The 25,973-nt window shown below is 67.7% G+C and carries 25 protein-coding genes and 1 pseudogene; 13 read left to right on the forward strand and 13 right to left on the reverse strand.

Annotated features, from left to right (window positions below; all coding sequences use genetic code 11):
- Nucleotides 1-322: 322 nt before the first annotated feature.
- Nucleotides 323-2,026: pseudogene (dnaA, locus tag AB0P21_RS32365) on the reverse strand (chromosomal replication initiator protein DnaA); the annotation flags it as partial.
- 640 nt (nucleotides 2,027-2,666) lie between these two features.
- Here dnaA and rpmH point away from each other — a divergent pair.
- The 8 genes from rpmH (at nucleotide 2,667) to AB0P21_RS32405 (ending at nucleotide 8,946) form a co-directional block, all read left to right on the forward strand.
- Nucleotides 2,667-2,804, forward strand: a complete 138-nt coding sequence (gene rpmH, locus AB0P21_RS32370; RefSeq protein WP_083933330.1) for a 50S ribosomal protein L34 — start codon at nucleotides 2,667-2,669, stop codon at nucleotides 2,802-2,804.
- 30 nt (nucleotides 2,805-2,834) lie between these two features.
- Nucleotides 2,835-3,242 carry a ribonuclease P protein component gene (gene rnpA, locus AB0P21_RS32375; RefSeq protein ID WP_363701563.1) on the forward strand — a complete coding sequence of 136 codons (408 nt, stop codon included), beginning with the start codon at nucleotides 2,835-2,837 and terminating at the stop codon, nucleotides 3,240-3,242.
- Nucleotides 3,239-3,550: a membrane protein insertion efficiency factor YidD gene (gene yidD / locus AB0P21_RS32380; RefSeq protein WP_363701565.1), complete on the forward strand. Its 312-nt coding sequence runs from the start codon at nucleotides 3,239-3,241 to the stop codon at nucleotides 3,548-3,550. The genes rnpA and yidD overlap by 4 nt, the downstream gene beginning before the upstream one ends.
- Nucleotides 3,551-4,768 carry a membrane protein insertase YidC gene (gene yidC / locus AB0P21_RS32385; protein ID WP_363701570.1) on the forward strand — a complete coding sequence of 406 codons (1,218 nt, stop codon included), beginning with the start codon at nucleotides 3,551-3,553 and terminating at the stop codon, nucleotides 4,766-4,768. It begins immediately after the preceding gene.
- 169 nt (nucleotides 4,769-4,937) lie between these two features.
- A complete protein-coding gene (locus tag AB0P21_RS32390; protein WP_363702323.1) occupies nucleotides 4,938-5,393 on the forward strand; it encodes a R3H domain-containing nucleic acid-binding protein in 456 nt (151 codons plus the stop codon).
- A 52-nt stretch (nucleotides 5,394-5,445) separates the two neighbouring features.
- A complete protein-coding gene (gene rsmG / locus AB0P21_RS32395) occupies nucleotides 5,446-6,108 on the forward strand; it encodes a 16S rRNA (guanine(527)-N(7))-methyltransferase RsmG (RefSeq protein ID WP_363701572.1) in 663 nt (220 codons plus the stop codon).
- 725 nt (nucleotides 6,109-6,833) lie between these two features.
- The gene (locus tag AB0P21_RS32400) at nucleotides 6,834-7,772 is read left to right on the forward strand and encodes an AAA family ATPase (RefSeq protein WP_363701574.1); all 939 of its coding nucleotides are present in this window, start codon (nucleotides 6,834-6,836) and stop codon (nucleotides 7,770-7,772) included.
- A 223-nt stretch (nucleotides 7,773-7,995) separates the two neighbouring features.
- Complete coding sequence (locus AB0P21_RS32405) at nucleotides 7,996-8,946, forward strand: ParB/RepB/Spo0J family partition protein (protein WP_363701576.1); 951 nt, start codon at nucleotides 7,996-7,998, stop codon at nucleotides 8,944-8,946.
- A gap of 1,946 nt (nucleotides 8,947-10,892) precedes the next feature.
- Here AB0P21_RS32405 and AB0P21_RS32410 read toward each other — a convergent pair.
- The 5 genes from AB0P21_RS32410 to AB0P21_RS32430 all read right to left on the reverse strand — a co-directional run bounded on the left by AB0P21_RS32410 (nucleotide 10,893) and on the right by AB0P21_RS32430 (nucleotide 15,308).
- Nucleotides 10,893-11,660 carry a class I SAM-dependent methyltransferase gene (locus tag AB0P21_RS32410; RefSeq protein ID WP_363701578.1) on the reverse strand — a complete coding sequence of 256 codons (768 nt, stop codon included), beginning with the start codon at nucleotides 11,658-11,660 and terminating at the stop codon, nucleotides 10,893-10,895.
- Between the two features lie 51 nt (nucleotides 11,661-11,711).
- On the reverse strand, nucleotides 11,712-12,050 hold the full coding sequence (locus tag AB0P21_RS32415; RefSeq protein ID WP_363701580.1) for a DUF3817 domain-containing protein: 339 nt from the start codon (nucleotides 12,048-12,050) through the stop codon (nucleotides 11,712-11,714).
- Nucleotides 12,047-12,931, reverse strand: a complete 885-nt coding sequence (locus AB0P21_RS32420; RefSeq protein ID WP_363701582.1) for an SURF1 family protein — start codon at nucleotides 12,929-12,931, stop codon at nucleotides 12,047-12,049. Before AB0P21_RS32420 ends, AB0P21_RS32415 begins: the two co-directional genes overlap by 4 nt.
- 7 nt (nucleotides 12,932-12,938) lie before the next feature.
- On the reverse strand, nucleotides 12,939-13,886 hold the full coding sequence (locus AB0P21_RS32425; RefSeq protein ID WP_363701584.1) for a D-alanine--D-alanine ligase: 948 nt from the start codon (nucleotides 13,884-13,886) through the stop codon (nucleotides 12,939-12,941).
- A gap of 111 nt (nucleotides 13,887-13,997) precedes the next feature.
- Complete coding sequence (locus tag AB0P21_RS32430) at nucleotides 13,998-15,308, reverse strand: PLP-dependent aminotransferase family protein (protein WP_363701586.1); 1,311 nt, start codon at nucleotides 15,306-15,308, stop codon at nucleotides 13,998-14,000.
- 154 nt (nucleotides 15,309-15,462) lie between these two features.
- Here AB0P21_RS32430 and AB0P21_RS32435 point away from each other — a divergent pair, with 154 nt between their 5' ends.
- Genes AB0P21_RS32435 through AB0P21_RS32450 form a run of 4 tightly spaced genes read left to right on the forward strand, consistent with a single transcriptional unit; the run spans nucleotide 15,463 to nucleotide 17,448 of the window.
- Nucleotides 15,463-15,699 (forward strand): hypothetical protein, encoded by a 237-nt coding sequence (locus AB0P21_RS32435; protein WP_363701588.1) that lies wholly within the window; start codon nucleotides 15,463-15,465, stop codon nucleotides 15,697-15,699.
- Between the two features lie 15 nt (nucleotides 15,700-15,714).
- Nucleotides 15,715-16,371 carry a GNAT family N-acetyltransferase gene (locus tag AB0P21_RS32440; protein WP_363701590.1) on the forward strand — a complete coding sequence of 219 codons (657 nt, stop codon included), beginning with the start codon at nucleotides 15,715-15,717 and terminating at the stop codon, nucleotides 16,369-16,371.
- Nucleotides 16,372-16,752: a DUF2784 domain-containing protein gene (locus AB0P21_RS32445; RefSeq protein ID WP_363701592.1), complete on the forward strand. Its 381-nt coding sequence runs from the start codon at nucleotides 16,372-16,374 to the stop codon at nucleotides 16,750-16,752.
- Between the two features lie 30 nt (nucleotides 16,753-16,782).
- On the forward strand, nucleotides 16,783-17,448 hold the full coding sequence (locus tag AB0P21_RS32450) for a permease prefix domain 1-containing protein (RefSeq protein ID WP_363701594.1): 666 nt from the start codon (nucleotides 16,783-16,785) through the stop codon (nucleotides 17,446-17,448).
- Here the strand turns inward: AB0P21_RS32450 and AB0P21_RS32455 are convergent.
- Complete coding sequence (locus AB0P21_RS32455) at nucleotides 17,411-17,761, reverse strand: helix-turn-helix transcriptional regulator (protein WP_363701596.1); 351 nt, start codon at nucleotides 17,759-17,761, stop codon at nucleotides 17,411-17,413. The two genes, AB0P21_RS32450 and AB0P21_RS32455, sit on opposite strands and share 38 nt — an antisense overlap.
- Before the next feature lie 75 nt (nucleotides 17,762-17,836).
- Here AB0P21_RS32455 and AB0P21_RS32460 point away from each other — a divergent pair, with 75 nt between their 5' ends.
- The gene (locus AB0P21_RS32460) at nucleotides 17,837-19,969 is read left to right on the forward strand and encodes an MMPL family transporter (RefSeq protein ID WP_363701598.1); all 2,133 of its coding nucleotides are present in this window, start codon (nucleotides 17,837-17,839) and stop codon (nucleotides 19,967-19,969) included.
- Here AB0P21_RS32460 and AB0P21_RS32465 read toward each other — a convergent pair.
- From AB0P21_RS32465 to AB0P21_RS32490, 6 genes are all read right to left on the reverse strand, one after another.
- Entirely contained in the window at nucleotides 19,959-21,086 is a 1,128-nt protein-coding gene (locus AB0P21_RS32465; RefSeq protein ID WP_363701600.1) for an N-acetylmuramoyl-L-alanine amidase, read from the reverse strand. The two genes, AB0P21_RS32460 and AB0P21_RS32465, sit on opposite strands and share 11 nt — an antisense overlap.
- An 81-nt stretch (nucleotides 21,087-21,167) precedes the next feature.
- Entirely contained in the window at nucleotides 21,168-21,485 is a 318-nt protein-coding gene (gene trxA, locus AB0P21_RS32470; protein ID WP_363702325.1) for a thioredoxin, read from the reverse strand.
- 65 nt (nucleotides 21,486-21,550) lie between these two features.
- Entirely contained in the window at nucleotides 21,551-22,537 is a 987-nt protein-coding gene (trxB, locus tag AB0P21_RS32475) for a thioredoxin-disulfide reductase (protein WP_363701602.1), read from the reverse strand.
- Nucleotides 22,538-22,658: 121 nt separating this feature from the next.
- On the reverse strand, nucleotides 22,659-23,420 hold the full coding sequence (locus AB0P21_RS32480) for a hypothetical protein (RefSeq protein ID WP_363701604.1): 762 nt from the start codon (nucleotides 23,418-23,420) through the stop codon (nucleotides 22,659-22,661).
- A 109-nt stretch (nucleotides 23,421-23,529) separates the two neighbouring features.
- Nucleotides 23,530-24,207 carry an RNA polymerase sigma factor SigM gene (sigM, locus tag AB0P21_RS32485; protein WP_363701606.1) on the reverse strand — a complete coding sequence of 226 codons (678 nt, stop codon included), beginning with the start codon at nucleotides 24,205-24,207 and terminating at the stop codon, nucleotides 23,530-23,532.
- Nucleotides 24,204-25,874, reverse strand: a complete 1,671-nt coding sequence (locus AB0P21_RS32490; protein WP_363701608.1) for a protein kinase family protein — start codon at nucleotides 25,872-25,874, stop codon at nucleotides 24,204-24,206. Before AB0P21_RS32490 ends, sigM begins: the two co-directional genes overlap by 4 nt.
- Nucleotides 25,875-25,973: the final 99 nt, after the last annotated feature.

Here is a 25,973-nt window from a genome sequence, read left to right on the forward strand (position 1 = left end):
GTGGAAAAGCGGTGAGTTCGCAGGTCAGACCCGGTTTTGCCCTGGGGACGAGCTGTGGACGAAATGGGGGCAACTTGGGGGTGCCTGGGTACGACGGTTTCTTTGCACACAGCCAATCCACAGAGGTGGTCCCCGTGTCCACCGAGATACCCATAGTTATCCACAGCTCTGTCCCCAGCCTGTGCGGTTCGTGTGACCGCGTCGTAGCGCTTGGCGTACACGCGTTTCGACCCGGTCACACGACGCCTCATTGCTGCTTGGCCTGGTGCTTGATCCGGTTGGTCAACTCGGTCACCTGGTTGAAGACGCTGCGCCGTTCCGACATCAGCTGACGGATCTTCCGCTCGGCGTGCATCACGGTGGTGTGGTCCCGGCCGCCGAACTGCTGACCGATCTTCGGTAGCGACAGGTCGGTCAGCTCGCGGCAGAGGTACATGGCGATCTGGCGGGCGGTGACCAGCACCCGGCTGCGACTCGGACCGCAGAGGTCGTCGATCGACAGGCCGAAGTACGAGGCGGTCTGGCCCATGATCATTCCGGCCGTCACCTCGGGCTTGCTGCCTTCGGGGATCAGGTCCTTCAGCACGATTTCGGCCAGCGACAGATCGACCGGCTGCCGGTTCAGGCTGGCGAACGCGGTCACCCGGATCAGCGCGCCCTCGAGCTCACGGATGTTGGTCTGCACCTTGCTGGCGATGAACTCGAGCACCTCGGGCGGCGCGGTCAGTCGCTCGGTGGCGGCCTTCTTCCGCAGGATCGCGATCCGGGTCTCGAGGTCGGGCGGCTGGATGTCGGTGATCAGGCCCCACTCGAACCGGTTCCGCAGCCGGTCCTCCAGCGCCTCGAGCCGCTTCGGCGGCCGGTCGGAGCTGATCACGATCTGCTTGTTCGCGTTGTGCAGCGTGTTGAAGGTGTGGAAGAACTCCTCCTGGGTCTGGATCTTGCCTTCCAGAAACTGGATGTCGTCGATCAGCAGCACGTCGACGTCGCGGTACCGGCGCTGGAACTGGGCGGCCTTGTCGTCGCGGATCGCGTTGATGAAGTCGTTGGTGAACTCTTCGCTGGAGACGTACCTGACCCGGGCCCCGGTGTAGAGACTGCGGACGTAGTGGCCGATCGCGTGCAGAAGGTGCGTTTTTCCCAGCCCAGAGTCCCCGTAAATGAGCTGCGGGTTGTACGCCTTGCCCGGCGCTTCGGCGACGGCCACAGCAGCCGCGTGAGCGAACCGGTTCGAGCTGCCGATGACGAAGGTCTCGAAGGTGTACTTCGGGTTGAGTCGCGCCTCGCCCTGGGAGTTGATCGGCGGCTGGAACTGGGCCGAGCCGTTCGGCGGCGGTGCGACCGAGCCGAGCGGCGGCGGGGTGATCTGGGCGACCGGCTCCGGCTGCTGCTGGATCGGCGCCGGCTCCTGCTGCTCCTGGACCTCTTGGTGCTGAGGCTGGTGCTGGGGCTGCTGGTGCGGGGCCTGCTGGTGGTTCGGCTGCTGATGGTCGTGCTGCTGGTGCGTGGGCTGATGCAGAGGTTGGTGCATTGGCTGCCGCTGCACCGGCTGGTGTTGCGGCTGCTGCTGTGCGGGCTGCTGGACCTCTTGGTGCTGGACCGGCTGCTGGTGCTGCTGGTGCATCGGCTGACCGAACGGCTGGGTGAGCGGCATGTTCGGCGGCTGGTTCAGCGGCGAGTGGAAGACCGGCGCCTGCTCCCGTACTACGGGCTTCGGCGCCGGGGTCGGCTCGCGGAGCTCGGGATCGAGCGTCGGGTCGACGGTGACGGCGATCCGGATGTCGCGGCCGAAGCTCTCGGTCAGGATCCGCTCGAGGTCGGGACGCAGCCGCGTCTCCAGCTGACCGCGGGTGAAGTCGTCCGGGACGGCAACGATCGCCGTGCTCTCGTGCAGGGTGACCGGCCGGGAATTCGTCAGCCAGGCGCGTTGGTTCGGTGGTAGTCCGGCAAGGACCCTGGTCCAGGCAACGTCCAGATCATTCACTTCCGCCTTGCTTTCCGCATTGGCGGATTGGTCCTCGACCACGCGTTGCTCCCCGAATCCTTTGTTGCGGTGGCCGGCGCTCCCGGGTTCGTTCCCGGTGCAGTGCGGCCATTCGACCCGACACGCCGCCCGTGCCGCCGGTCGGCCGCACGTAGCAGTTGCTTTCTCCTCAGCCGGTTTTCCTCATTGTCCACATCCTTGTCCACAGTTGTGAACGAAGCGCGGAGGCAGTTGGTTACCGGTCTCGGGGTGTGGGACCTCTGGTGTGAGGGGCTGACGCTAACAAGCCCGACCACCCCGCTTCAAGCCGTCATCCACAGGCTATAGGGCGTAAATTGGGGGCAACCTCCGGCGTGTCGGGTAGACGCCGGAGGGTAGTCGTGGTGAGGGGTCGGGGTTCAGGTGGTCGTTCGCGGTACCGGTGAGCGGGTAGTGACGACGACCTGACAGGCGGTTCCATCCACAGGCCCTGTGGAAAAGTATGGGGATGGCTGGTTTGACCTGTCCACAGGCCGCCACGTACCGTGGATCAGTCGGTGTTGAGCCGGCCGTTTCGTGCTGCGCTCCCAGCGAGACCCTCCTGTTGTGAAGGTTTCTGGACGGTGGGCAGGACCTGCACCAGCGACAGATCTATCAGTGGATTTGTCGACAAACGTGATCTCGAGTAACCGGAGTCATTCCAGTGAGCAAGCGGACGTTCCAGCCGAACAACCGTCGTCGGCACAAGAAGCACGGCTTCCGTCTTCGGATGCGCACCCGTGCCGGTCGCGCCATCCTCGCAACCCGTCGTGCGAAGGGTCGCCAGCGCCTCGCGGCCTGACGCCGTTGAGCTGGCGACGGTGACCACCTCGTGTTACCCGCGTCGAACCGGCTCCGCCGGTCCGACGAATTCCGCCGCGCTGTCCGGACCGGACGGCGGGCTGGTCGGCGTGCCCTGGTGGTCCATCTGTTGCCGGGGCCCGGCTCTGCGGCCGAGCCCGCTCGTGTCGGATTCGTGGTGAACAAGGCGGTGGGCAATGCGGTTCTGCGGAACCGCGTCCACCGCCGTCTGCGCGCCGTGATGGCGACGCAGCTCTCCGGCCTGCCGGCCGGCAGCCTCACCGTCGTACGGGCACTGCCCCCGTCGGCCACTTCGTCGTACGACGAACTGGTGGCCGACGTTCTCGGCGCGCTGCGCCGGGTGCTGCCGGAGCCGGTCAAGGCCGCTCCCGCGGGCACGGCACCCCTGAGCACGGTCCCGACCAGTGATGGGCGATGAAGATCGCGCCCGTCAAGTACGGGATCATCGGTTTTCTGAAGGTGTACCGGAAGTTCGTCAGCCCGATGTACGGGCAGGTCTGCCGGTTCTACCCCAGCTGTTCTGCTTACGCCCTGGAAGCGGTCGAACGCCACGGCGCGGTGCGCGGTAGCTGGCTGGCGGCGAGGAGACTCGCCCGCTGCCACCCGTGGAACCCCGGCGGCTACGACCCCGTTCCACCCACAGATGTCGACCAGTGCGGAGACGTCGTCTCCGCCAATCAGCCCGGGCCGTCAGCGGACGCCGGGCCTGTGCAGCGAGGTGCTTGAGTGATTGATCTGGCCATCCCCCAGCTCGCTTTGTGGGACGGGATCGTAGACGTTTTCAACGCCGTCATGACACCGCTGTACTGGGCGGTCTCGGCGCTGCTGGTGGGGTGGCACTGGCTGCTGTCGCAGGTGTTCGACCCGGACAGCGGCTGGGCCTGGGCGCTGTCCATCGCCGGCCTGACCATCGTCATCCGGACCCTGCTGATCCCGCTGTTCGTGCGCCAGATCCGCTCCAGCCGGAACATGCAGCTGCTGCAGCCCAAGATGAAGGAGCTGCAGAAGAAGTACGGCCACGACCGGGAGAAGCTCGGTCAGGAAATGATGAAGCTGTACAAGGACACGGGCACCAACCCGTTCTCCTCGTGCCTGCCGCTGCTGCTCCAGTCGCCGATCTTCCTGGCCCTGTTCCGGGTGCTGGACTACGCGTCGAAGGGCAAGACGCACAGCAGCATCATGGACGAGCACGTCTCCTCGCTGCAGCACGCGAAGATCTTCGGCGCGGAGATCTCGCAGACCTTCCTGAAGGCGAACGGCGACGGCGAGACCAACGTCAAGATCGTCGCGATCGTGCTGATCATCATGATGACCGCCACGATGTTCATCACCCAGCTCCAGCTGATGCGCAAGAACATGCCGAAGGAGGCCCTCGAGGGCCAGGCGGCGCAGATGCAGAAGATCATGCTCTACGTCTTCCCGGTGTTCTTCCTGATCGGTGGCTTCAACTTCCCGATCGGTGTGCTGATCTACTGGTTCGTCTCCAACGTGTGGACGATGGGGCAGCAGTTCTACGTGATTCGCCGCAACCCGGCCCCGGGCACGCCTGCCTTCGACGCTCTGGAGGCTCGTAAGCGCGAGCACAACCTGCGCGCCGGCCGTCCGGCCGACGAGGGCATCGCCGGCCAGGAGGAGGGCTCGGTCGCGACCGACCGTCGTCCGGCCAACCGGCAGCAGCCGAAGCGGCAGTCGCGGAGTACGCGGAAGACGGTCGCTCCGGCGGCCGGGGAGTCCGTAGTACAGGACACTCCTGCGGTGCAGGAGACCCCGAAGGCGTCGAGCAACGGGCAGCCGGCCAAGAAGGCCGCCGCTGCCAAGCAGACCTCGGGGCAGGGCTCGAACGCGAAGCGCCAGCCGGCCGCGAAGTCGCGGGCCGCTCGCCAGGCCGCACAGAAGAAGGCCGCGCAGAAGAAGCCCGGCGGCGGCTCCTCCGGTCGCTCCTGACGCTCGGCGTCGGAACGGCCGGGCGACCGGCCCCAAGATTTTCTCTGCTGTGTACGACCTGGTCCCCGTGGGGCGGACCTCACAACGTGAAGGAGTGGCCGTGAGCGACGGCAAGCAGGACACCGAGACGACGGAGAAGTCCGCGCCCGCAGGCCAGCCGGGTGACCGGCTGAAGGCCCTGGAGGCCGAGAGCGACATCGCGGCCGACTACCTGGAAGAGCTGCTGGACATCGCCGATCTCGACGGCGACATCGACATGGACATCGATGGCGACCGGGCCGCGGTGTCGATCGTTGGAGCCGACCTGAGCAACCTGGTCGGCGAGAACGGCAAGGTGCTCGAGGCGCTGCAGGAGCTGACCCGGCTGGCCGTCTACCGGGAGACCGGTGAGCGGTCGCGGTTGATGCTGGACGTGTCGGGCTACCGGGCGAACCGGAAGGCCGAGCTGGAAGAGGTCGGGCGCAAGGCGGTGGACGAGGTCAAGGCCTCCGGCGCCGCGGTGAAGCTCGCGCCGATGACGCCGTTCGAGCGCAAGGTCGTCCACGACGTCGTCGCCGCGGCTGGTCTGACCAGCGAGTCCGAAGGCGAGGAGCCGCGTCGCCGGGTCGTCGTTCAGCCCGCATGATCGCCGTGGCCCGCTCGTGACGGACGACGTTTCACGTGAAACCCCGCCGCTCGTGGAGAAGCTTTATCCAGGAGCGGCGGAGCGGCTTGCGGCGTTCGCCGACTTGCTGGCCACCGAAGGAACACTGCGCGGGCTGATCGGCCCGCGCGAGGTCCCGCGACTGTGGGACCGGCACCTGCTGAATTGCGCGGTGCTGGAGCGTTTGATCCCCGAGGAGTCCTCGGTCGCCGATATCGGCACCGGAGCCGGGCTCCCGGGGATCGTGCTCGCCATCGTTCGGCCGGATCTCCAGGTGGCGCTCGTCGAGCCGTTGCTCCGACGCACCACGTTTCTGGACGAGGCGGTGGAGCTGCTCGGTTGCACGAACGCCGAGGTGGTTCGCGCTCGTGCTGAGGACCTGATTCCTGGTCGACGGTCTGCGCCGGGTGGCAAGGCGCCGTACGACGTGGTCGCTTCTCGCGCGGTCGCGCCGCTCGGCAAGCTGGCCGGCTGGTGCCTGCCGCTGACGGTCGAGGGCGGCCTGATGCTGGCGATGAAGGGTGCCACCGCGGAGGAGGAACTCGCTGCCTCCGAAGAGGAACTCGAGGCTCTTGGGGCCGAGGAATGGCACGTACATCAACTCGGTGTCGATGAACTGGCCCAGCCGACGACTGTCGTGAGTATTGTGGCCGGACGTGCTGCGCGGGGATCCCAGCACAGGAGACGCGAGAGGTGATCGGGTTGGTGAGTCGTGCGCTCGGATGGCCTGAGAAAAGCACCGGTGAACCGCTGGTGTCACAAGGAATCGGCTGGCCGGTCGAGCAACCCGCGGCCACCCTCCAGGTAGCTCCGGACATCGCGGATGCGGCTGAGGAGCCGGCTGCCACCAGCACGACCGAGACGCCGGTTGCTCTCGACGCGACCGCGGCTCCCGCCGCTAGCGCGACGACCGACGCTCCGGCTGTTATCAGCACGACCGCGGTAGCGCCTGATGCCGAGACAACCGAGGCTCCGGCTTCTGTCAGCGGCATCGAGAGCGCCGCGCTGGCCCACAGCCCAGCGCCTGCTCCGGTGTTCAGCCCTCCGGTTCGCCCTGAGAGCAGCGTTGATTCAGCCGGGTCTGCGATTTCTGTCGGCGAGAGCCCCGCAGTGGAGCTCGCTGAGGAGCCGTCCGCCCTCCGCGCCGCTGCATCGATCGGCCTGGGAGCCGACCCGGCCGCCACCCCTGACGAACCTGTTTCACGTGAAACCGCAGAGCCGGAAGCGGCCGCCCCAGCCGCCCCGATCGAGCCTGAGGAAGAGTTCCCCGAATCACCCCCACCTGTGGATGACCACCCCCTGGAGACCCCTCCCCAGGCGGGAATTCATCCACAGCGACCTGTGGATAAAGTTGGGGGTAAGCCTCTGACCCCGACCGACATCCTCTTCGGGCCAAGTACCGCATCTATCGGAATGGGCGCTATGACTGCCGCACAGATCGCCGCGCGGGCCACCTCGGACGAGCTTCAGCGACGCCTTCTCGAAACTCCGATCGCCGCCGCCACCGAACGGACCCTGCTGGTGAATGAAGGACGCACGATGGGCCGCGAGTTCCCGCTGCCCGCAGAGACCCGGGTCTTCGTGGTCGCCAACCAAAAGGGTGGCGTCGGCAAGACCACCACCACGGTCAACGTCGCCGCGGGCCTCGCCCTGTACGGCGCTCGCATCCTGGTGATCGACCTCGACCCCCAGGGCAACGCGTCGACGGCCCTCGGGATCGAGCACTCGGAAGGCACCCCAGGTGTCTACGAGGCGGTCATCGAGGGAGAGCCGCTGAGCAAGCTGGTGTACCCCTGTGCGGAGCACCCCGGCATCGTGGTTGTCCCGGCCACCATCGACCTGGCCGGCGCCGAGATCGAGCTGGTCAGCATTGTGGCCCGGGAGAGCCGGCTGAAGAAGGCGCTCGACGCGCACCTGGCCGAGACCGAGGCCGCCGGCGAACGGTACGACTACGTCTTCATCGACTGCCCGCCGTCGCTCGGCCTGCTGACCGTCAACGCGCTGACCGCGGCCCGCGAAGTACTGGTCCCGATCCAGAGCGAGTACTACGCCCTCGAGGGTCTGTCCCAGCTGCTGCGCCACATCGACATGGTGAAGTCGCACCTGAATCCAACTCTCGATGTATCGACAATTCTCCTCACCATGTACGACGCCCGCACCAAGCTGGCCGGTGAGGTCGCTACCGAAGTACGGAACCACTTCCAGGACTCCGTACTGCGTACCGCGGTGCCGCGCTCGGTCCGCATCTCGGAGGCCCCGAGCCACGGCCAGACCGTGCTCGCCTACGACCCGGCGTCGGCCGGTGCGCTGTCCTACCTGGAGGCGTCGCGCGAGATCGCGATGCGCAACACTCCTTCCTGAGCTGAACAATTCGACGGCTCGTCGGCACCCTGGTGTCGGCGGGCCGTTTGCTTTACCGGTGGTCCGTTCCACGTGAAACACCCGAGCCCGACCGGCCGCGTTCCACGTGAAACACGAAAGGCCAGGGGCGACGTTCCACGTGAAACGGGGGACCAGCTACCGTGGCGCAGTTGCTGTCGATGAAACAGATCGATCCGAAGCACTTGAACTCGAGGGAGCGGCGATGAACACCCGACTCGGACGCGGACTCGGTGCGCTGATCCCCAGCACGCCTGCTCCTGGAGCTAGCAACAGCCTGGGGACGAAGTCGAAGTCGATTCCAGGGGCTCCGCCGGAACCGGCCGGCCCCGAACTGGCCGCCGTACCCGGCGCCGAGTTCGCCGAGATCGACGTCGACAAGATCACCCCGAACCCGAAGCAGCCCCGCAGCGTCTTCGACGAAGACGCGATGGCGGAGCTCGTGCACTCGGTCAAGGAGATCGGCCTCCTGCAGCCGATCGTGGTCCGTCGCCTGACGGACACGACGTACGAACTGGTGATGGGAGAGCGCCGCTGGCGTGCCACCCAGCAGGCCGGCCTCACCACCATCCCGGCCATCGTCCGCGACACCGCCGACGACAACCTGCTCCGCGACGCCCTCCTCGAGAACCTGCACCGCAGCCAGCTGAACCCGCTCGAAGAAGCCGCCGCGTACCAGCAGATGCTCGACGACTTCGGCTGCACCCAGGAAGTCCTGGCCAACCGCATCGGCCGCTCCCGCCCCCAGATCTCCAACACCCTCCGCCTCCTGAAGTTGCCGGCCTCGGTCCAGCGCCGCGTAGCCGCCGGCGTCCTCTCCGCCGGCCACGCCCGAGCCCTCCTCGGCCTCCCTAGCGGAGACGCCATCGAGCGCCTGGCCCAGCGGATCGTCGCCGAAGGAATGTCTGTTCGCACGGTCGAAGAGATCGTCTCCATGGGCGACATGGACGCCGACGATCCCACTCCCGCGCGCCGACGCAAGAAGCCGGTCGCCCCGCGGCTGGTCGACTTGGCTGACCGCTTGTCGGATCGCTTCGAGACCCGGGTGAAGGTCGAGCTGGGTAAGACGAAGGGCCGCATCAGCGTCGAGTTCGCCACCATCGATGACCTGGAGCGAATCGTCAGCCTGATGGACCCAAACAAACAACAGTCCTAGCCGCCACACGGCTCTAGACAGCGCCCTGCCCCATGTCTTCTGATGGGGCAGGGCGCTTGTCATCTCCCGTCTGCTTTGAGGGTCAGTGCAGAACCGCGTCTGGCCTTGGAGGTCGGCGCACCCATGGATCAATCGGTACTGCGAGGTCGCGGCCGCCGTGACGCTGCTACCGACTTCGGCCCCCGCGGCGCCGCTGAACACCGACCAACGACCTGGTCGACCAGGTGATGGCCGGACCGAACCGCTGGTGAAATCAGCGCGGTGCCACGAGCGCCCAGCACGGGACCGCCAGCGTGGATCGTGCCCCTCGAAGATCCACCACTTGAGAGGGTGCGAGGCAGGAGCGCTGACGGTCCTCCGCGGCTCGGCCGAATCGTGCGTTCACAGCCTCGCCGGTTTGGCCCTCGATCCGGCACCAGGCGAACTCGAACAGCTCGGTGGACGCCTGCCTTGTCGGTGTACGACCGGGATAGCTTTGAGAGTGGAAGTAGGTGCCGGGCTGGAGTGTGGCCGCGGTCAGTCGGAGGCCGTGTCTGCCTGATCTATGGGCCGCCAGTTGCTTCAGCACGGGCGCGGGCTCGGAGTACGCGATCGACTCAGACACCGGTACGAACCGCCTCGATGTCGGTACCTCATAAGCGACTCAGGCGAGTGCGCGGTACGGGCGTCGGATCGCTCGGGGCCTGAGTTTGAAGCCGGCACAGAGTGCGACCCGAGGCGACGGGCGAACCGGGGAAGAGTACAAGCCAACCCTTCTGCCGGAGATCTCTGCGAATGCCGGCACATGACCGTCCTGCCGCGCGTATTCGAGATCCGTGGCGCTTCGCGATCGAGATCGGAATCAGGCTAGGCGCGAGATTGCGCTAAGGCGGCGCTCAAGATGGAGCCAAGCGTGAAGTGCCTGGCGTTCGGATGCAGGGTGATTGTGCTGGATGCGGCACGCAGTACAGGCGCCGTCGCCGTACGACGCAGTGCGGCGGAGTCGGCGGCTGCGCCCGGTGCCTATGCGGCCGGATCTGTATTGGCCGCAGCAAGTCCTTCTTGATCGATGGTCGGCTACCGCCGGCGAGCAATCGGCAGAATGCCGTGTCAGAACGCATGACAGCAGAGGCGTCGGCTTGCGGCTGAGCTAGGCACGCAACGCAGGACGAAGCTGGTGTCAGCGCATGAGCTCCGTAGGTGCCGGAGCCTAGGTTGCCGATTGCGCGGGTGGAGTGCCGGAGCTGGTGCTCAGATAGCTGGCGCGGTGTCCGCGTCGAATGAGCGAGGCGGATTGTGGTGCTCGGTACCGGCCGGCGGCATCGCGCTAGCGTCTCATGCAGTTGGCCATTGAATTGGCATCGGGCTGAAGACCGCGGCGCGGTGGCCGGCGTACGGCGTTGGCAAGTTGTGTCCGGCCTGAGCCGGATCGAGCCGAGTGGATTGTTCGGCGATGCGGACGTGCTGGCAAGTCCTGGCGGCATCGGCGTTGAGATGACTACGCAGACTAGTGCGAGTGGCTGGGTTCGGACGAGCCCACCGACAGGGCGGCACCGGATGGGCGAGGGGTGTTGGTTCTCAAGGGCGTTGGTTGTCAACACGGGCATGAAGCTTCGGAGGTCGGGTGGGAAGCGGCGGGTTGGTTCTGTGGGAGCGATTCTCCGGGCGGTTGGCGTGGGCAGCGTCGCAAGGGTGGTGCGGGAATTTGGCTGGGAGGGCTCTTGAGGGAGCTGGGTTAGGGGCGGATTGGGGGAGGTGACCGTGCCCGCTGTCGGTGTTCAGGAGGCGGTCGTGTTGCGGGTGGTGGTCAGGTCGGATCTTCGGCGCACGTCGTCAGCTCGGTTTTGGTGGTGTCAGAGCGGGGAATCTGGGCGAACCCAGTCTCGGTGGCCTCCGAAGAGCCGCGGGCGGGATTTGTCGACATGGCGCTTTAGCGACGTATCGGCCGCAATGTTTCATGTGAAACATCAGGATTTGGTGGCCTTGATGACGTAGTACGCGGGGAGGTGGGAGGCAGCCGGGCCAAGCGCGGGGTAGCTGTCGGGGGCGGGGTGTTCGGTGAAGGAGGTCAGGGTCAGGCCGGCTTGGAGGAAGGACATGATGACGTCGCTCACTGGCCAGACGAAAGCTTGGAACGGGGGAGGTGTGGGGGTGTCCCGGGCACCGATGGGGCGTTTGGTGTTGTCGGTGTCGGTGCGGGAGGTGGCGCGGCCGAAGTAGTCGCCGGCTACTGCGAGGTGGTTAGGGGCGCGGACGGCCAGCACTTCCCAGAGGGGGTGGTGGTCTGCGAGGAGGACTGCGCCGCCGGGGCGTAGGCGGGTGGCGATCACGGTGGCCAGGCGGGTCAGGTCGGGGGCCCAGCAGATGGCGCCCCAGCTCAGGTAGATGAGGTCTAGGTCTACGAGGTCTGGGGGGAGGTCGAACATGTTGGCGCGGCGGAAGTCGGCGGTGATGCCGGCGGCGGCCGCCTTTTGCTGGGCCATGGTGATCGCGACGTCGGAGATGTCGGCGCCGATCGCGGTGGCGCCTCGGTTGGCCCAGGAGAGGACTTCGTCGCCGCAGGAGCAGGCTAGGTGGAGGACGCGTTTGCCGGTGACGTCGCCGGCGAGGGTCAACTCCAGGTCTTCGAGGGCGAGGCCGCCTGCCTTGAAGAATTCGGCAGGTCGGCCGTGGCGGACCGCGGCGATCTGGTTCCAGCTGGCGCGGTTCGCTTCGGTGATGTGTTCGAGGGTCATGCTGCCGAAGCTAGAGCAGCAGGGGCATCACCGGCACTGCAATTACGAGAGTTACGAGGGGTCGAGCTCGTGGCTGACCTTGCGCTCGGCGTAGAACGAGAGGAACGGGATGGTGCCGGCCAGGGCGACCAGGACCAGCCTGGGGAGGCTCCAGCGGACGCGGCGGGCCAGGTCGAAGGCGCCGAGCAGGTAGACGACATAGAGGAAGCCGTGCAGTGGGCCGACCACGTTCATGGCTGCCGGGTTGTCGCCGAGGTACTTCAGCGGCATCGCGACGAACAGCAGGATCAACAGCATCACGCCGACGATGTAGGCGATCACGCGGTACCGGGTCAGGGCGCTCTTCACCGCAGGGGAGATGGTGGCGGCGGGTTCTACGGGGGAGGTCACGCTGAAACGGTACCGCTTGGCTCCAGCTCGCCGTCCGGCTGGTCGGGGTCGTCGGAGTCGTCGCCGCGGTGGGCGTCGAGGACCATCCGGGCCCACATCCAGAGCGTGAAGGCGGCGAAGATCCACCATTGGAACGCGTAGGCGACGTTGCGCAGGCCGGCGTGATCGGTCGGCGGTGTCGGCGCCGGGACGATCGCGGGGGCCGAGGTGGGGGTGGTGGATGACTTGTCGATCGAGGAGAGTACGACGAAGGCGTCGTATATGCGGTAGTTCACCAGGTGCACGATGGTGGGGATCCGCAGCGACTGGAGGGTACGGCCCTTGGCAGCGTCGCCAGAGGCGTCCTGAGCTTCGGACTGAGCGACTGCGCCGGCCAACGAGACCTGGCCGGTGGGTGGAGTTGCCGCTGGGTCGGACACAGTCGGCACCCAGCCGCGGATCACCATCACCGCACCCGCCGAGCCATCCGCGGCACCGGCCGAGCTGTCGGAGCCAGACGCAGTGGCGTTCAACAGCAGCGGGGTAACCACCCAAAACCCATCACGATCCCCGAACCGCCGGTCCGTGATGAACAGCTGATCCGCCGCCGGCCCCCAGGTTCCGTCGACAGTGACCTTCCGCCCGACCGCCTTCGACGGCAACCCATCGTCGATCGAGAACAACGACTGCAGCGGAATCGGCGCACCCTCAGCCCGCTTCGCCGTCGCGGCCGCCGTCTTCGACTGATAGACGTCCAGCTGCCAGACCCCAAGCATCGACATCGTCGCAGCGATCGCCAGGGCAAGCACAAGCAGCCCAGTCCAGCGAGGAGTCAACACAGTCCGCCACAGCGGCACCGCAGGCGGCACCGGGTCGGCAGCCACAGGAGAAGCGACAGGCATCAGAACCTCAACGAGCAGCAGCCGCGGCCAGCAGATCGCGGCACAGCACACCCAGCTCGATCCCAGCAGCCTCAGCAGCCAGCGGTACCAACGACGTCTCAGTCATCCCCGGAGCCACGTTCACCTCAAGGAACCACGGCACCCCGTCAGCGTCCACAACCAGATCCGAGCGCGACAAGTCCCGCAGCCCCAACGCCCGATGCGCAGTTACAGCAGCCTCAGCACACGCAACTGCGACGGCCGCATCCAACCGAGCCGGTACGACGAACTGCGTCGCCCCCGCCGTGTACCGAGCCTCATAGTCGTAGAACCCCGAGTCGGGCTGGATCTCCACAGCCGGCAGCGCCCAGGGCCCGTCACCCGTGTCCACCACCGTCACGGCGACCTCGATGCCATCGACGTACCGCTCGATCAACGCGACCGCTCCATACGCGTAGCAGTTCACCATCGCAGTCGGCAGCTCGCCGGCAGAGCGAACGATCGAGCAGCCCAGAGCCGATCCACCACGAGCAGGCTTCACCACCAAGGGCAGCCCGATCTGGCCGATGATGGCCTCCATCAACGAAGCGGCGCCCAGTTCGCGGAAGGTGTCGTGCCCCAGTACGACGGATGGCGGCGTGTGCAGCCCGGCCGCTCCGACCATCGTCGCGGCCACCGGCTTGTCGAAGGCCGTCCGGCAGGCAGCCGCATCGGCGCCGACGTACGGCACGCCGTACAGGTCGAGGACCTGGCGGAGTGCGCCGTCCTCGCCGGTGACGCCGTGCAGGACCGGGAAGACCGCGTCCGGCGGGTCGTCGCGCAGCCGCTCGACCAGGCTGGCGTCGACGTCGCGTTGCTCCACCTCGACAGCGACACTGCGCAAGGCATCGGCGACCCGGCGACCGGAGCGCAGCGACACGTCCCGCTCGTGCGACAGTCCACCGGCCAGTACCAGCACTCGACCCAGATCACTCATAGAAACTTCCCGATCACTAGTGGGCGACTCCGGCGGGCGCCGGTCCCGAGGCCCATTTGAACGGTACCGCTACTTCTGGGCCGATCTATCCAGTGCCCTGTAAAACAAGCATTAACTGAGCTCGGGGCCAGGTGCGTCGTAGTCGCTGCCGGCACCCGGTTTGAGCGGACCGAAGGTCTGCCGCAGCTCGAGCTCCTCGTTGATCACACCGGCCAGCCGGGCAACCCCTTCGGTGATCCGCTCGGGCGTCGGGTGACAGTAGGACAACCGCATGCACTGCGAGCCGAAACCGTCCGAGAAGAAAGCGGTGCCGGGTACATAGGCGACCCGGGCGGTGACCGCGCGCGGCAGCATCGCCTTCGCGTCGAGGCCCTCGGGCAGGGTCAGCCAGACATAGAACCCACCACCAGGTCTGGTCCATGTCGTTGCTGCAGGCATCTTCTCGGTGAGCGCCGCCAGCAACGCGTCGCGGCGCTCGCGGTACATCTCCCGGAACTGCTTCACCTGGCCGAGCCAGTCGTGCCGGGTCAGGTACGACGAAATGGCGAGCTGGCTGAACACCGGTGGACACAGGGTCGCCGACTCCTGCGCCAGCACGAGTTTCTCCCGTACTGCGTGCGGCGCGACCGCCCAGCCGACCCGGAAGCCGGGCGCGAAGGTCTTGGAGAACGACCCGAGGTAAATGACACCCTCGCGATCGTCCGCCCGCAACGCCCGCTGCGGGTCACCGTCGAACCCGAGCAACCCATAGGGATTGTCCTCGAGGATCAGCAGATCAGCGCGCTGACAGATCTCCAGCACCCGCCGGCGCCGCTCGTCGGACAGCGAGACACCGGCCGGGTTGTGGAAGTTGGGGATCGTGTAGAAGAACTTGATCTTCTTGCCGGCCGCCCGGACCGAGGCGATCGCCTGCTCCAGCGCCTCCGGCACCACACCGTCGTCGTCCATCGCAACGTGAACGACCTCACACTGGTAAGCCCGGAAAACCCCGAGCGCACCGACGTACGACGGGGCCTCGCAGATCACCACATCGCCTGGATCGCAGAACACCCGGGTGACCAGATCGACCGCCTGCTGGCTACCTACCGTCACTACGACGTCGTCCGGATGGGCGTCGATCCCCTCCAGCCGCATCACGTCGCAGATCTGGTCGCGCAGGGTCGGATCGCCCTGGCCGGAGCCGTACTGCATCGCGACCGCGCCGTTGTCGATCACCAGATCGCGGACCGCGCTGCCGACCACGTCGAGCGGAAGCCCACCGATATTGGGCATTCCCCCCGCGAGCGAGACCACTTCCGGGCGGCTGGCCACCGCGAAGAGGGCTCGAATCTCCGACGCGGTCATGCCCTTGGTCCGTGCTGCGTACCGATCGACGTAGTTGTCGAGACGGGTCTGCCGGACATCGGGCAGGTCAGCACTCACGAAGCGGCTCCAAGAACGGGCGACGAGGGGCATGCCGGGGAAGGCACCAGGCTACGCCGAAGTAGCCGAGCGTGTTCGCGCGCCCGGACTGCCGATCGGAGCAACCTCTCACTACCATGCCTTATAGGGCCAGGTTCGACCATGGTGCCGACTGGTGGCTGAGATGGCCACCGGACCGGAGCACGGCCTGGTGCGCGGCGGAAGGCAGGATGGGATGAGCGTGGGCAAGACGGTCGGATGGATGCTCGGCGGACTACTCTTCGGCGTCCTCGCCGGGTTTGCGGGCGAGCTGTTCAGACAGCAGCCCGCGGCCAAGATCCAGCAGCGCTATGTCGCCCCCGAGGCGGCCGAAACCCCCGACGCCCGGACGCCGGCGCCGGCGGCCCGGTAGCCCGCGGATGCTCTGATGGCGCGCCGGCTGGAACCGCTCACGCTCGCCAATCTGGACGAGCTGCCGCTGCCCTGCCGAACGTGTGTCTTCTGGGAGCTCGACCCGGTCGCGTCGCAGCAAGCGAGCCGCACCGGTGACACCCAGCTGGAGAAGGAAGCCTGGCTGTCCCAGTTGCTGCTCGACTGGGGGACCGGCGGAGTAGTCCTGTACGTCGATGAGGTCCCGGCCGGCTACGTGCTCTACGCCCCAGCGTCGTACCTGCCCAGGACCCAGGCCTTCCCGACCGCTCCGGTCAGCCCGGATGCCGTAGTACTGGCGACCGGGCGGATTCTGCCGCGGTACCTCGGGATGGGGCTCGGCAAGATCCTCGTCCAGGCAGTCGCCAAGGACGTACTCAAGCGTGGCTTCCGCGCAGTCGAGGCGTTCGGCGACTCCCGCTGGGACGGGCCGGGATGTGTCTGGCCGACCGACTTCCTGCAGGCGGTCGGCTTCGGCGTCATCCGGGAGCATCCTAGGCACCCGAGGCTCCGGCTCGACCTTCGCTCCACCATCACCTGGCGCAGCGAGATGGAGGCCGCGGTCGAACGCCTGATGGGCGCGATCCGCCCCGAGCCTGCCCGCCCGGTGCCGGCCGCGGTTCGCGACACTCTGACCAGTCAGGCGGAGCAGTAGATGGTCTATCGCGTGCTCGCCGACCTCGTGATGATCTTCCACGGCGCCATGCTGATCTTCTTCGTGATCGGCGGCTTCCTGGCCTGGAAGTGGCGGCGGGTGATCTGGGCCCACCTCTTCGTCGCGATCTGGAACCTGGCCATCGTGATCCTCGACTTCGACTGCCCGGTGACGTCGCTCGAGAAGCACTGGCGGCGCGAGGGCGGCGAGCAGCCGTACGAAGGCGGCTACATCCAGCACTACGTCGACGGCACCGTCTACCCGGAGGGCTACACCTGGCTGGCCGAGCAGATCGGCTTCGGCCTGCTGGTGATCTCCTACCTCGGCCTGTACTTCGTCAGCCGGCGAACCAGGGGTCGCTCAGTGGAGACCCGGACGTGATTCCACTGAATCTTCCCCATACTTGATCCCGTGCCCAGCCACGCAACTGTCGTCAGCGACCCGGTCGAGCTCTATCTCGCTGGGTTGAGTCGCGCGCTGCAAGGCCCGAGGCGCCGCAAGGCCGACCTGCTGGCCGAGGCTCGCGACAGCCTCGTCGACGCGACCGAGGCCTTCGAGGCCGATGGACTCAGCCCACGGCAAGCTGCCGAGCGAGCAGTCGAGGACTTCGGCGAGCTGGCGGAGATCGCACCGGGGTACCGGGCCGAGCTGGGGATCTCCCAAGGACGCCGTACTGCGGTACTGCTGGTGCTCGTCCTGCTGGCTCAGCCGATCGTCTGGCTGGAAGGCGCCTGGACCTGGACCCAGCACGCCGACTCCGGCAACCAGGTGGTCAGTATTCTGAACGACCTGGTGAAGGTGGTTGGAATGCTGTCCATCGCAGGCAGCGTCCTGGCGCTGATCGCGAGCGGGGTCGGCCTGCGCTATCCGGCGGTCCGTGACCGAGCCACCAAGGTGATCGCGCGGTTCGCCCTGACGAGTTGCGCGGCCGTGAGCGGCATCGCACTGCTGCTGGCAACGGCCAGCACGACGACCGAAGGCACGGGACTCCAGGGATTGCTCGTGGTCAGCGGCTTCGTGATTGCGCCGCTGCTGCTGGTCAGCCGCTCAGCTCACCGCTGCTTGCGCCTGGCTTAGGTCGCAGTACGCCTTCGACGACCGCGCGGAAAGCGTCCCACTCGGAGACCCCGGTGGCCAGCATCTTCTGCCCTGCCGAGGTCAACTGGTACGTACGCCGCTTGCGGCCGCCCACTGTGCTCCACTCGCTGGCCAGGTAGCCGGCTCTCTCCAGGCGTCTGAGCGCTGGGTAGAGCGTCCCCGTCGGCAGGTCCACGGCGCCGCCGCTGCGCTCCATCAGGGCTTCCATGATCGCGTAACCGTGCAGCGGCTCGGCCTCGACCACGGCCAGGATCATCGGGTCCAGGTGTCCCCGGAGCGCATCCGCCTTCATGTAGGCAGTCTACCCATAGCGGTGTTAGTGTCGGAAGGCGACATGTAGAGACGCTACATGTAGAGAGGCGGAGTGATGTTGCATCGGGTGGTGGGGTGGGCGATGCGGCGGGCCGGGCTGGCCGTGGCCCTGTGGCTGGTGGCACTGATTGCGGTGACCGCGGGATCGACACTGGTGGGCAACGCCTACAAGAACGACAACTCACTCCCTGGGACGGACTCGCAGCGGGTGGTCGACACCTTCCGCGAGCACCAGCCGCAGGGCGCGACCGACTCGGTCCAGATCGTGCTGTACGACGAGGACGGTCTGGCCGCGTCGAAGTCCCGGATCGCCGGCATGCTGGCCGAGGTCGGGCAGTTACCGCATGTCGACACGGTCGCCGACCCGTTCGCGAAAAGCTCTTTGTCGACTAATGGCACCACGGCGTACGCGACGGTGGATCTCGACGTGGCCGCGGCGGAGATGCCGGCCGAGGACGTGCGGGCGATCATCGACAAGGCGCAGGGGATCGCCGGCGACGGGCTGCAGGTGGAGCTCGGCGGCGATCTGGTTCGCAGTGCGCAGGAGAGCGCGGGCGGTGCGTCCGAGGGCGCAGGAATCCTTGCTGCATTGGTGATCCTGGTCTTCCTCTTCGGATCGCTGCTCGCCGCGAGCCTGCCGCTGCTGACCGCGGTCTTCGCTGTCGGCAGCACGCTCGGCCTGCTGGTACTGGCCTCGCATCTCTTCACCATCCCCGACTACACCGCACCGGTGATGATGCTGGTGGGTCTCGGCGTCGGCATCGACTACGCGCTGCTGATCTTCTCTCGCTACCGCAGCGAGCTGCTCAAGGGCGCCGATCGGCCGACAGCAGCACGGATAGCGCTCGACACTGCCGGCCGGTCTGTCCTCTTCGCAGGCTGCACTGTCGTGATTGCCCTGCTTGGGTTGCTGTTCCTCGGTCTCGGCTCGCTGCAAGGTGTCGCGCTCGGAGTGACGGTCACCGTGCTGATGACGATGCTCGCGGCCGTGAGTCTGCTGCCCGCGCTGCTCACGTTGTTCGGCCGGCGGATCGAGCGCAGTGTTCGCAAGCACGCGGCGAAGTCGCGTCGTCACCCCGGCGACGGCTGGCGCAAGCTCGCGACCATGGTCCAGCGTCGCCCCTGGGCACCGCTCGTCCTCGGAACCCTTGCCCTGGTGGCGCTTTGCCTGCCGGCACTGGATCTCCGCCTCGGATTCGCGGACGCCGGTACGGATGCGCCGGCCAAGACCAGCCGCAAGGCTTACGACCTGCTGGCGAACGGATTCGGCCCGGGCTTCAACGGTCCGCTCATCGTGGTCGCGAAGGGATCGCCGGAGGCAGCACAGGCGCTGAACGCCAAGCTGGCAACGGATCCGGGCATCGCCGCGGTGACGCCACCGCAACTGCTCGCCGATGGCAAGGTCGCCACAGTTCTGGTGTTCCCCAAGTCGGCGCCCCAGGACGTGGCAACCAGCGAGCTGGTGCAGCGGCTTCGGGACGAGACGTTGCCGCAGCTGGCCGGCCAGACGCAGGCGACGTACCTGGTAGGTGGATCGACCGCGGCTGCTGACGATTTCGCTGGGGCAGTGAGCAAGCGGCTGCCGATCTTCGTCCTGATCGTGGTCGGCTTGTCGGCGCTGCTGCTGATGGCCGTCTTCCGCTCGGTGCTGATCCCGCTCAAGGCCGCGCTGCTCAACCTGCTCAGCATCGGCGCCTCGCTCGGGGTGATCACCCTCGTCTTCCAGCAGGGCTGGTTCGGCGCGCAGCAAGGGCCGATCGAGGCGTTCGTGCCGGTGATGATCTTCGCGATCGTGTTCGGGCTCTCGATGGACTACGAGGTGTTCCTGATCTCCCGGATCCACGAGGAGTGGCGGCGCACCGGCGATGCGCGAGAGGCCGTGCGGGAGGGGTTGGCCAATACCGGCAGTGTGATCACTGCCGCGGCCGCCATCATGATCGTCGTGTTCGGCGCGTTCCTGCTCAGCCCGGACCGGATGCTGAAGCAGTTCGGTCTCGGCCTCGCGGTCGCGGTGCTGCTCGACGCGTTGCTGATCCGCTGCGTGATCGTCCCGGCCGTGCTACGCCTGCTGGGTGACCGTGCCTGGTGGTTGCCGGGGTGGCTCGATCGGGTGCTCCCGGCCGTCGCTCTGGAGCGCGACGAGCCGGGGGACGTAGTACGGGAGGAGTTGGCTGAGGTCAGACAGTGAGCTGGCCGAAGCGCAGCATGCCGGTGGCGGCGTCCTGCTCCGGCGGCAGGTACACGCGCTGGATCGCGACCACGATGGACTCGGCGATCACGTCGCGGAAGGCCGGGTCGGCCAGCCGGGACGAGTCGTGCGGGTTCGTCACGTAGCCGATCTCCAACCGGACCGCGGGCATCTTGGTACGGCGCAGCAGGTCCCAGGTCTTCTGGTGGGTGCGGCAGTTCAGCAGGTCGGTGCGGGCGACGATCTCTCGCTGCACCAGGCCGGCGAACTGCTCGCCTACGCTGGACGAGGCGCCGTGCAGGTCGGAGCCGTAGTAGTACGTCGCGATGCCCTGCGCCTCGGGGTTCATCGACCCGTCGGTGTGCAGCGAGACGCAGAGGTTCGCGTCGGTCTCGTTGGCGAAGGCGGCGCGGGCCAGCTCATCCGGCCCCTGGTCGCGGCCCCGGGAGAGATAAGCCCGTACTCCGGTGGCGCCCAGCCGGCCCTCGATCCGGGAGGCCAGGTCGTAGGCCACGTCGGACTCGCGCAGTCCGAAGCCCTCCCAGCCGTAGTCGAAACCACCGTGGCCGGGATCGATCACGACGGTCTTGCCCGAGAGCCGCGGTCCAGCGGCGCGAACCGCCTCGGACGCACGCAGCGCGTCAGGCCGGCCGCCGGTCGCCATCGGGCGGATCCGCTGCAGGGCCTTGAAGGTCGAGGGGCCACAGGTGCCGTCGGCCGGCAGGCCCATGTTGCGCTGGAATTCGGTCACCGCGCGCTGGGTGTCCGGTCCGAAGATGCCGTCCACCCGGGCGACCGCGAAGCCCAGCTCCTGCAGCTTCGCCTGCAGCGCCTGGACGTCGTCACCGGTGAGCGGGTGCGAGACGACGAACGTCAGCAGCCGGTCGCCCAGCCGCCAGCGCGCGTCGTCGATCGCCCGGTACGTCATCGGGCCGACGATGCCGTCGATCATCAGCCCACGTTGCTGCTGGAACCCTCGCACGGCACGGGCGGTCGCGTCGTCGTAGACGTAGTGATCGCCCTGTTCCAGCAGCCCTAGCCGCTGGAGCTTCCCGATGATCTCGGCCACGGCTTCGCCGCTGTCGCCGATTCGGTAGATGCCCTGGGAGGCTGCCATCAATGCTCCTTGCTGCCGTGCGGCGGAAGGCGGTCCCTTGCGGGACCGCCGAAAAAAGCAGTATCTCAGCCGGTACTGCGTCTACTGAGTGAAGGCAGCCAGTTCCTTCAGCAGCGCAGCCTTCGGCTTCGCCCCCACGATGGACTTGGCGAGTTCGCCGTTCACGTAGACGTTGATGGTAGGGATAGAGATCACCCGGTAGTTGCTCGGGGTGACCGGGTTCTCGTCGACGTTCATCTTCAGGAAGGTGAGCTTGTCGCCGTGGTCGCCGGCCAGCTCCTCCAGGATCGGGGAGACCTGACGGCACGGTCCGCACCACTCGGCCCAGAAGTCCACCAGCACCGGCTTGTCGCTCTTCAGGACGGTCTGGTCGAACTCGGCGTCCGTCACTGCGTTCATCTTGTCGCCCACGGCGATCTCTCCTTCTGGGGTTGGTGCTCGAAGTGGTGTGCGGTGGTTCGGAGTCAGACGCTGATCGGCTCGGTGGCCTCAGCCGCCGCGGCAGTCGCCTCGAACTCCAGAGTGGCCAGGAAGCGCTCGGCGTCCAGGGCTGCGGAACAGCCGGTGCCGGCCGCCGTGATGGCTTGGCGGTAGGTGTGGTCGACCAGGTCGCCGGCGGCGAAGACGCCGGGCAGGTTGGTCCGGGTGCTGTCGGGCTGGACCAGCACGTAGCCGTCCTCGTCCAGGTGCACCTGGCCCTTGACCAGCTCCGAGCGCGGGTCGTGACCGATCGCGATGAACAGGCCGGTGACCGCGATGTCGCGGGTCTCGCCGGTGACGGTGTCGCGCAGCACGATGCCGGACAGCTTCTCGTCGCCCTTGATCTCAGCGACCTCGGAGTTCCAGGCGAACTCGATCTTGTCGTTGGCGAAGGCGCGCTCGGCCATGATCTTGGAGGCGCGCAGCTCGTCGCGGCGGTGCACGATGGTGACCTTGTCGGCGAACCGGGTCAGGAAGGTGGCTTCCTCGATCGCGGTGTCGCCGCCGCCGATCACGGCGATCTCGTGCTGACGGAAGAAGAACCCGTCACAGGTCGCACACCACGAGACTCCGTGGCCGGACAGCCGGTCCTCGTCGGGCAGGCCGAGCTTGCGGTAGCCCGAGCCCATCGCCAGGATGACGCTCTTGGCGTGGTGCACGGTGCCGGCCGAGTCGGTGACGGACTTGATCTCACCGGTCAGGTCGACGGCGGTGATGTCGTCGGCGATCAGCTCGGCGCCGAAGCGCTCGGCCTGGGTGCGCATCTCGTCCATCAGCGCCGGGCCCATGATGCCCTCGGAGAAGCCCGGGTAGTTCTCCACCTCGGTGGTGGTCATCAACGCGCCACCGGCCGTGACGGAGCCTTCGAAGACGAGCGGCGCCAGCTGGGCGCGCGCGGCGTAGACCGCGGCCGTGTAACCGGCCGGGCCCGAACCGATGATGATGACGTTGCGGACTGCTGCCTCGCTCATTCAGGCGTTCCTCGGGGTCGTCGAGACGGGATGGTACGTCGTACTCAACGGATCCGAGAGGCCGACCATTCCCACGGTACCCATGAGCGGGATGACCCACCAATCGGCCCGCCGGGGCAGGTCAGCGGTTGCGCAACGTTACCGAGGTCTCGAAGAACGGCGCTCCGACGTCGCCCGAGCCGCTACAACCGGTGACCACGGAGATCTGGATGTCGCGCTGCGAACCGCCCTGCAGCCCGATCACCGTTGCCCGTTTGCCGTCGACGATGGCCTGCTGGACCAGCCGGACGTCGGGGTTGGAGCGGTCGGCGGCGAACTTCCGGGCGCACTCGACCTCCGCCGGGCCGGCGTGCAGCAGCGGGCCGTTGGCGTTCTCGAGCCAGCGCTGCACGTTCGGACCGACCTGGTCGGTGCCCAGGGTCGGGACCGAGTCGATCGGCACGGTCGGGTTGATCCCGGCCGCACCGTCGTTGCTGTGGTTCGCGGTGGTGATCACCACGCCGACCCCGACCGCGGCGACCACCAGCACGCCGGCCGCGGCGAGGACCAGCTTCGGCAGGTGCCGGCGAGGCTCCTCCCGCAACTGGACCAGCGAGTGGACGCCGACCGTGGAGGCGCGGAGTACGGACTCGGAGACGATCACCGAGTCCAGGTGGTCGGCCACGTGGGTCGGCATCGGGATGTCGGCGCGGCCCTCGTCGGCCAGGTCCTCGGTCAGCTGCAGCAGCGCGTCGTACGTCTGCTGACAGTCCGGGCAGGCCTTCACGTGCTCACGAGCGCGATGCGCCTCGGGCGCGGGTAGCAGGTTCTCGATCAGGTCGGCGATGGTGTCCGGGTCCAGATGCTCGAGGTGTTCACTGGTCGGCAGACCGGATTCGGTCATCGGGAAATCGCCCCCTCACGGGAGGTGCGCAGAGTGGTCATCGGTGAAAAGCTCCGGTCGGCGATCACGGGGTCGCAGGATGGCGACTCTGCTTCGACGGGACCGCAGGTCATTCGGTTCCCACCGATTCTGCCGCGGTCTTCGCGGGCAGGTCGGATCCGCCGCGAGTTGTCTGCCAGTGCTTGAGCAGCGGCAGCAGCCGGGCCCGGCCGCGGGCGCACCGGCTCTTCACCGTGCCCGGAGCGCAACCGAGGATCGCCGCCGCCTCCTCGATCGAGTAGCCCTCCATGTCGACCAGGACGAGCGCGCTGCGCTGGTCGACGTTGATCTGCTTCAGCGCGTTCAGCACGTCGAGCCGGCGCTCGCGGGCCTCGGCGGCGTCCTCCTCGATCGGCCCGGCCAGCTCGGCCGCGCGGTCCTCGTCCTCGGGCAGCGGATCGGCCTGCCGGACCTGCCGGCGACGGATCCGGTCCAGACAGGCGTTCACCACGATCCGGTGCATCCAGGTGGTCACCTTGGCGTCGCCGCGGAACGAGTCGGCCCGGCGGAACGCCGAAATGAACGCCTCCTGCAGCGCGTCGGCCGCCTCCTCGGGCTCGCCGAGGGTGCGGATCGCCACCGCCCACATCCGGTCGCGGTGCCGCTTGACCAGGACGCCGAAGGTGTCCGGGTTGCCCGACACGTGCAGCCGGAGCAGCTCGTGGTCGTCCATCGCGTCGTACCCGGCGGGCGGCATGGTCGCCGGTCCGCCGTCGGGCGGACCGATCCGGGAGATGTCGTGGGTCATTTCTGGACCGAGACCTCCGAGATCTCGCCGCGATAGCTGCTGCCGTCCTTCGGCAGGCTGGTCAGCCAGACCAGCACGTACTGCGTCTTGACCGGCGCGGTCGGCGTCAGCGCGGCCTGGGCGCCTTGATCCTTGAGCGCGGCGACCGACTTCCAGCCGCTGACGGCCGGGGCCGACACCGCCGGATCGGCCTTCGGGATCATCAGCTCGAGGCTGGTGCCCTCGCCGACCAGGCTGACCGTCACCTTGGCGACGTCGGTCACCGAGCCGAGGTCGTAGATGATTCCGACGCCCGGCTTGGTGCCACCGAGATCGGGCCGCTTCTTGTAGGACATCGTCGTCCAGGTGGTGCTGGCCTTGCCGTCGTAGGTGTTGCCGACGTCCTCGGGGTGCTCCTCGCCGTTGCCCTTCGGCTCCGGGTCGAAGTCCTTGGCGCCGACGATCTTGATCGGCGTGCCGGAGGCCGCGGGTGGTGCGCTGGAGGGCGGCGGTGCGCTGGTCTTGCCGTCGTTGCCCTGGTCCTTGTTGATCGCGCCCTTCACCAGGAACTGCGCCATCGCGACCACGGAGAGCAGCGCCAGTACGGCGAGCAGAATCAGGATCCGGCCGCCCCAACTGCCACGCTGCTTCGGCTCGTCGACCGGCGGCGGCTTGCGGCGGCCGCCGTTCTGCGGCGCGGCCGGCTGGCGGCGTACCGGGGCGGTCTCGGCGGCGGTCGCGTACGACGGTTGCGGCGCGGCGTGACCGTTGTGGTCGGGGTACGCGCTCTGCTGGTACTGCGGCGCAGGCGGATCCAGCGCAGGCGGCGGCTGCACGGCCGGCGCGATCTGGGTGGCGTCGTCGACGCTGCCGTTCTGCCGGGCGACCGCGACCGTCTCGTCCATCTGGTTCGGCGGCTCGTGCGAACTGCCAATGACGCCGGACAGCGCAGCGGACAGGCCTGCCGCACTGGTGATCGGGGCGGAGTGGTGCCGCGGCGGGTCGCCGAGCAGCCGGTCCGAGATGTCGTCGAGGGAGCGCGGTACTCCGGCGCGGACCTGGCGCGGGCTCATCAGCCGACCGTGCTCGACCGGGGCGGGCTGCAGACCCCAGGCGGGAGCCGGGCCTGGCCAGCGGCCGGTCAGGGAGGCGTAGAGCAGCTCACCGAGCGCGCGGACGTCCTCCTCCGGACTACCAGGGCCGGTGGAGCGCAAGGCGGCTTCGGTGGCGAGGCCGACGACCTTGATCGCTCCGGCGTCCGTCACGACGACGGTCGACGGGCTGATCGAGCCGTGCGAGTGGCCGGTGCGGTGCAGGTTCTCCAGTGCTTCGGAGACCTCGCGGGCCAGCCAGCCGGCCTGCTGGCCGGTCAGTGGTCCAGTGCCGAGCATCCGCTCCAGGGGCCGGCCACCGGCCCACTCACGGACGCAGTACGTGACGCCTTCGTGCACGTCGCAGTCGAGCACCCGCAGGAATCGCGGGTCCGCCGCCGCAGCCGCGCGCCGGGCGGCGTCGAAGAGCAGGTTGGTGCGTGGGTCGCCGACTGGCAGGACATCCACGACCACGGCTCGGCTGAGGACCTCGTCCACTGCTCGCCAGACCCGCGCACCGTCGATCTCCGCGAGCAACTCCGCGATTCGGTAGCGGCCGGCGAGCAAGGCACCAGGACTGACGGTCTGGTTCGACACGGTGTCTCTCGCCCTCCTCGATGCACTGGTCGTCCTGCGTCTCCGCTCCGGCTCCGAATCTCCCGGAACCGGCTGCGAGCGGTTGGCGGGCCGATCGCA

The sequence above is a fragment of the Kribbella sp. NPDC056861 genome, from assembly GCF_040687575.1.
Lineage (GTDB): Bacteria > Actinomycetota > Actinomycetes > Propionibacteriales > Kribbellaceae > Kribbella.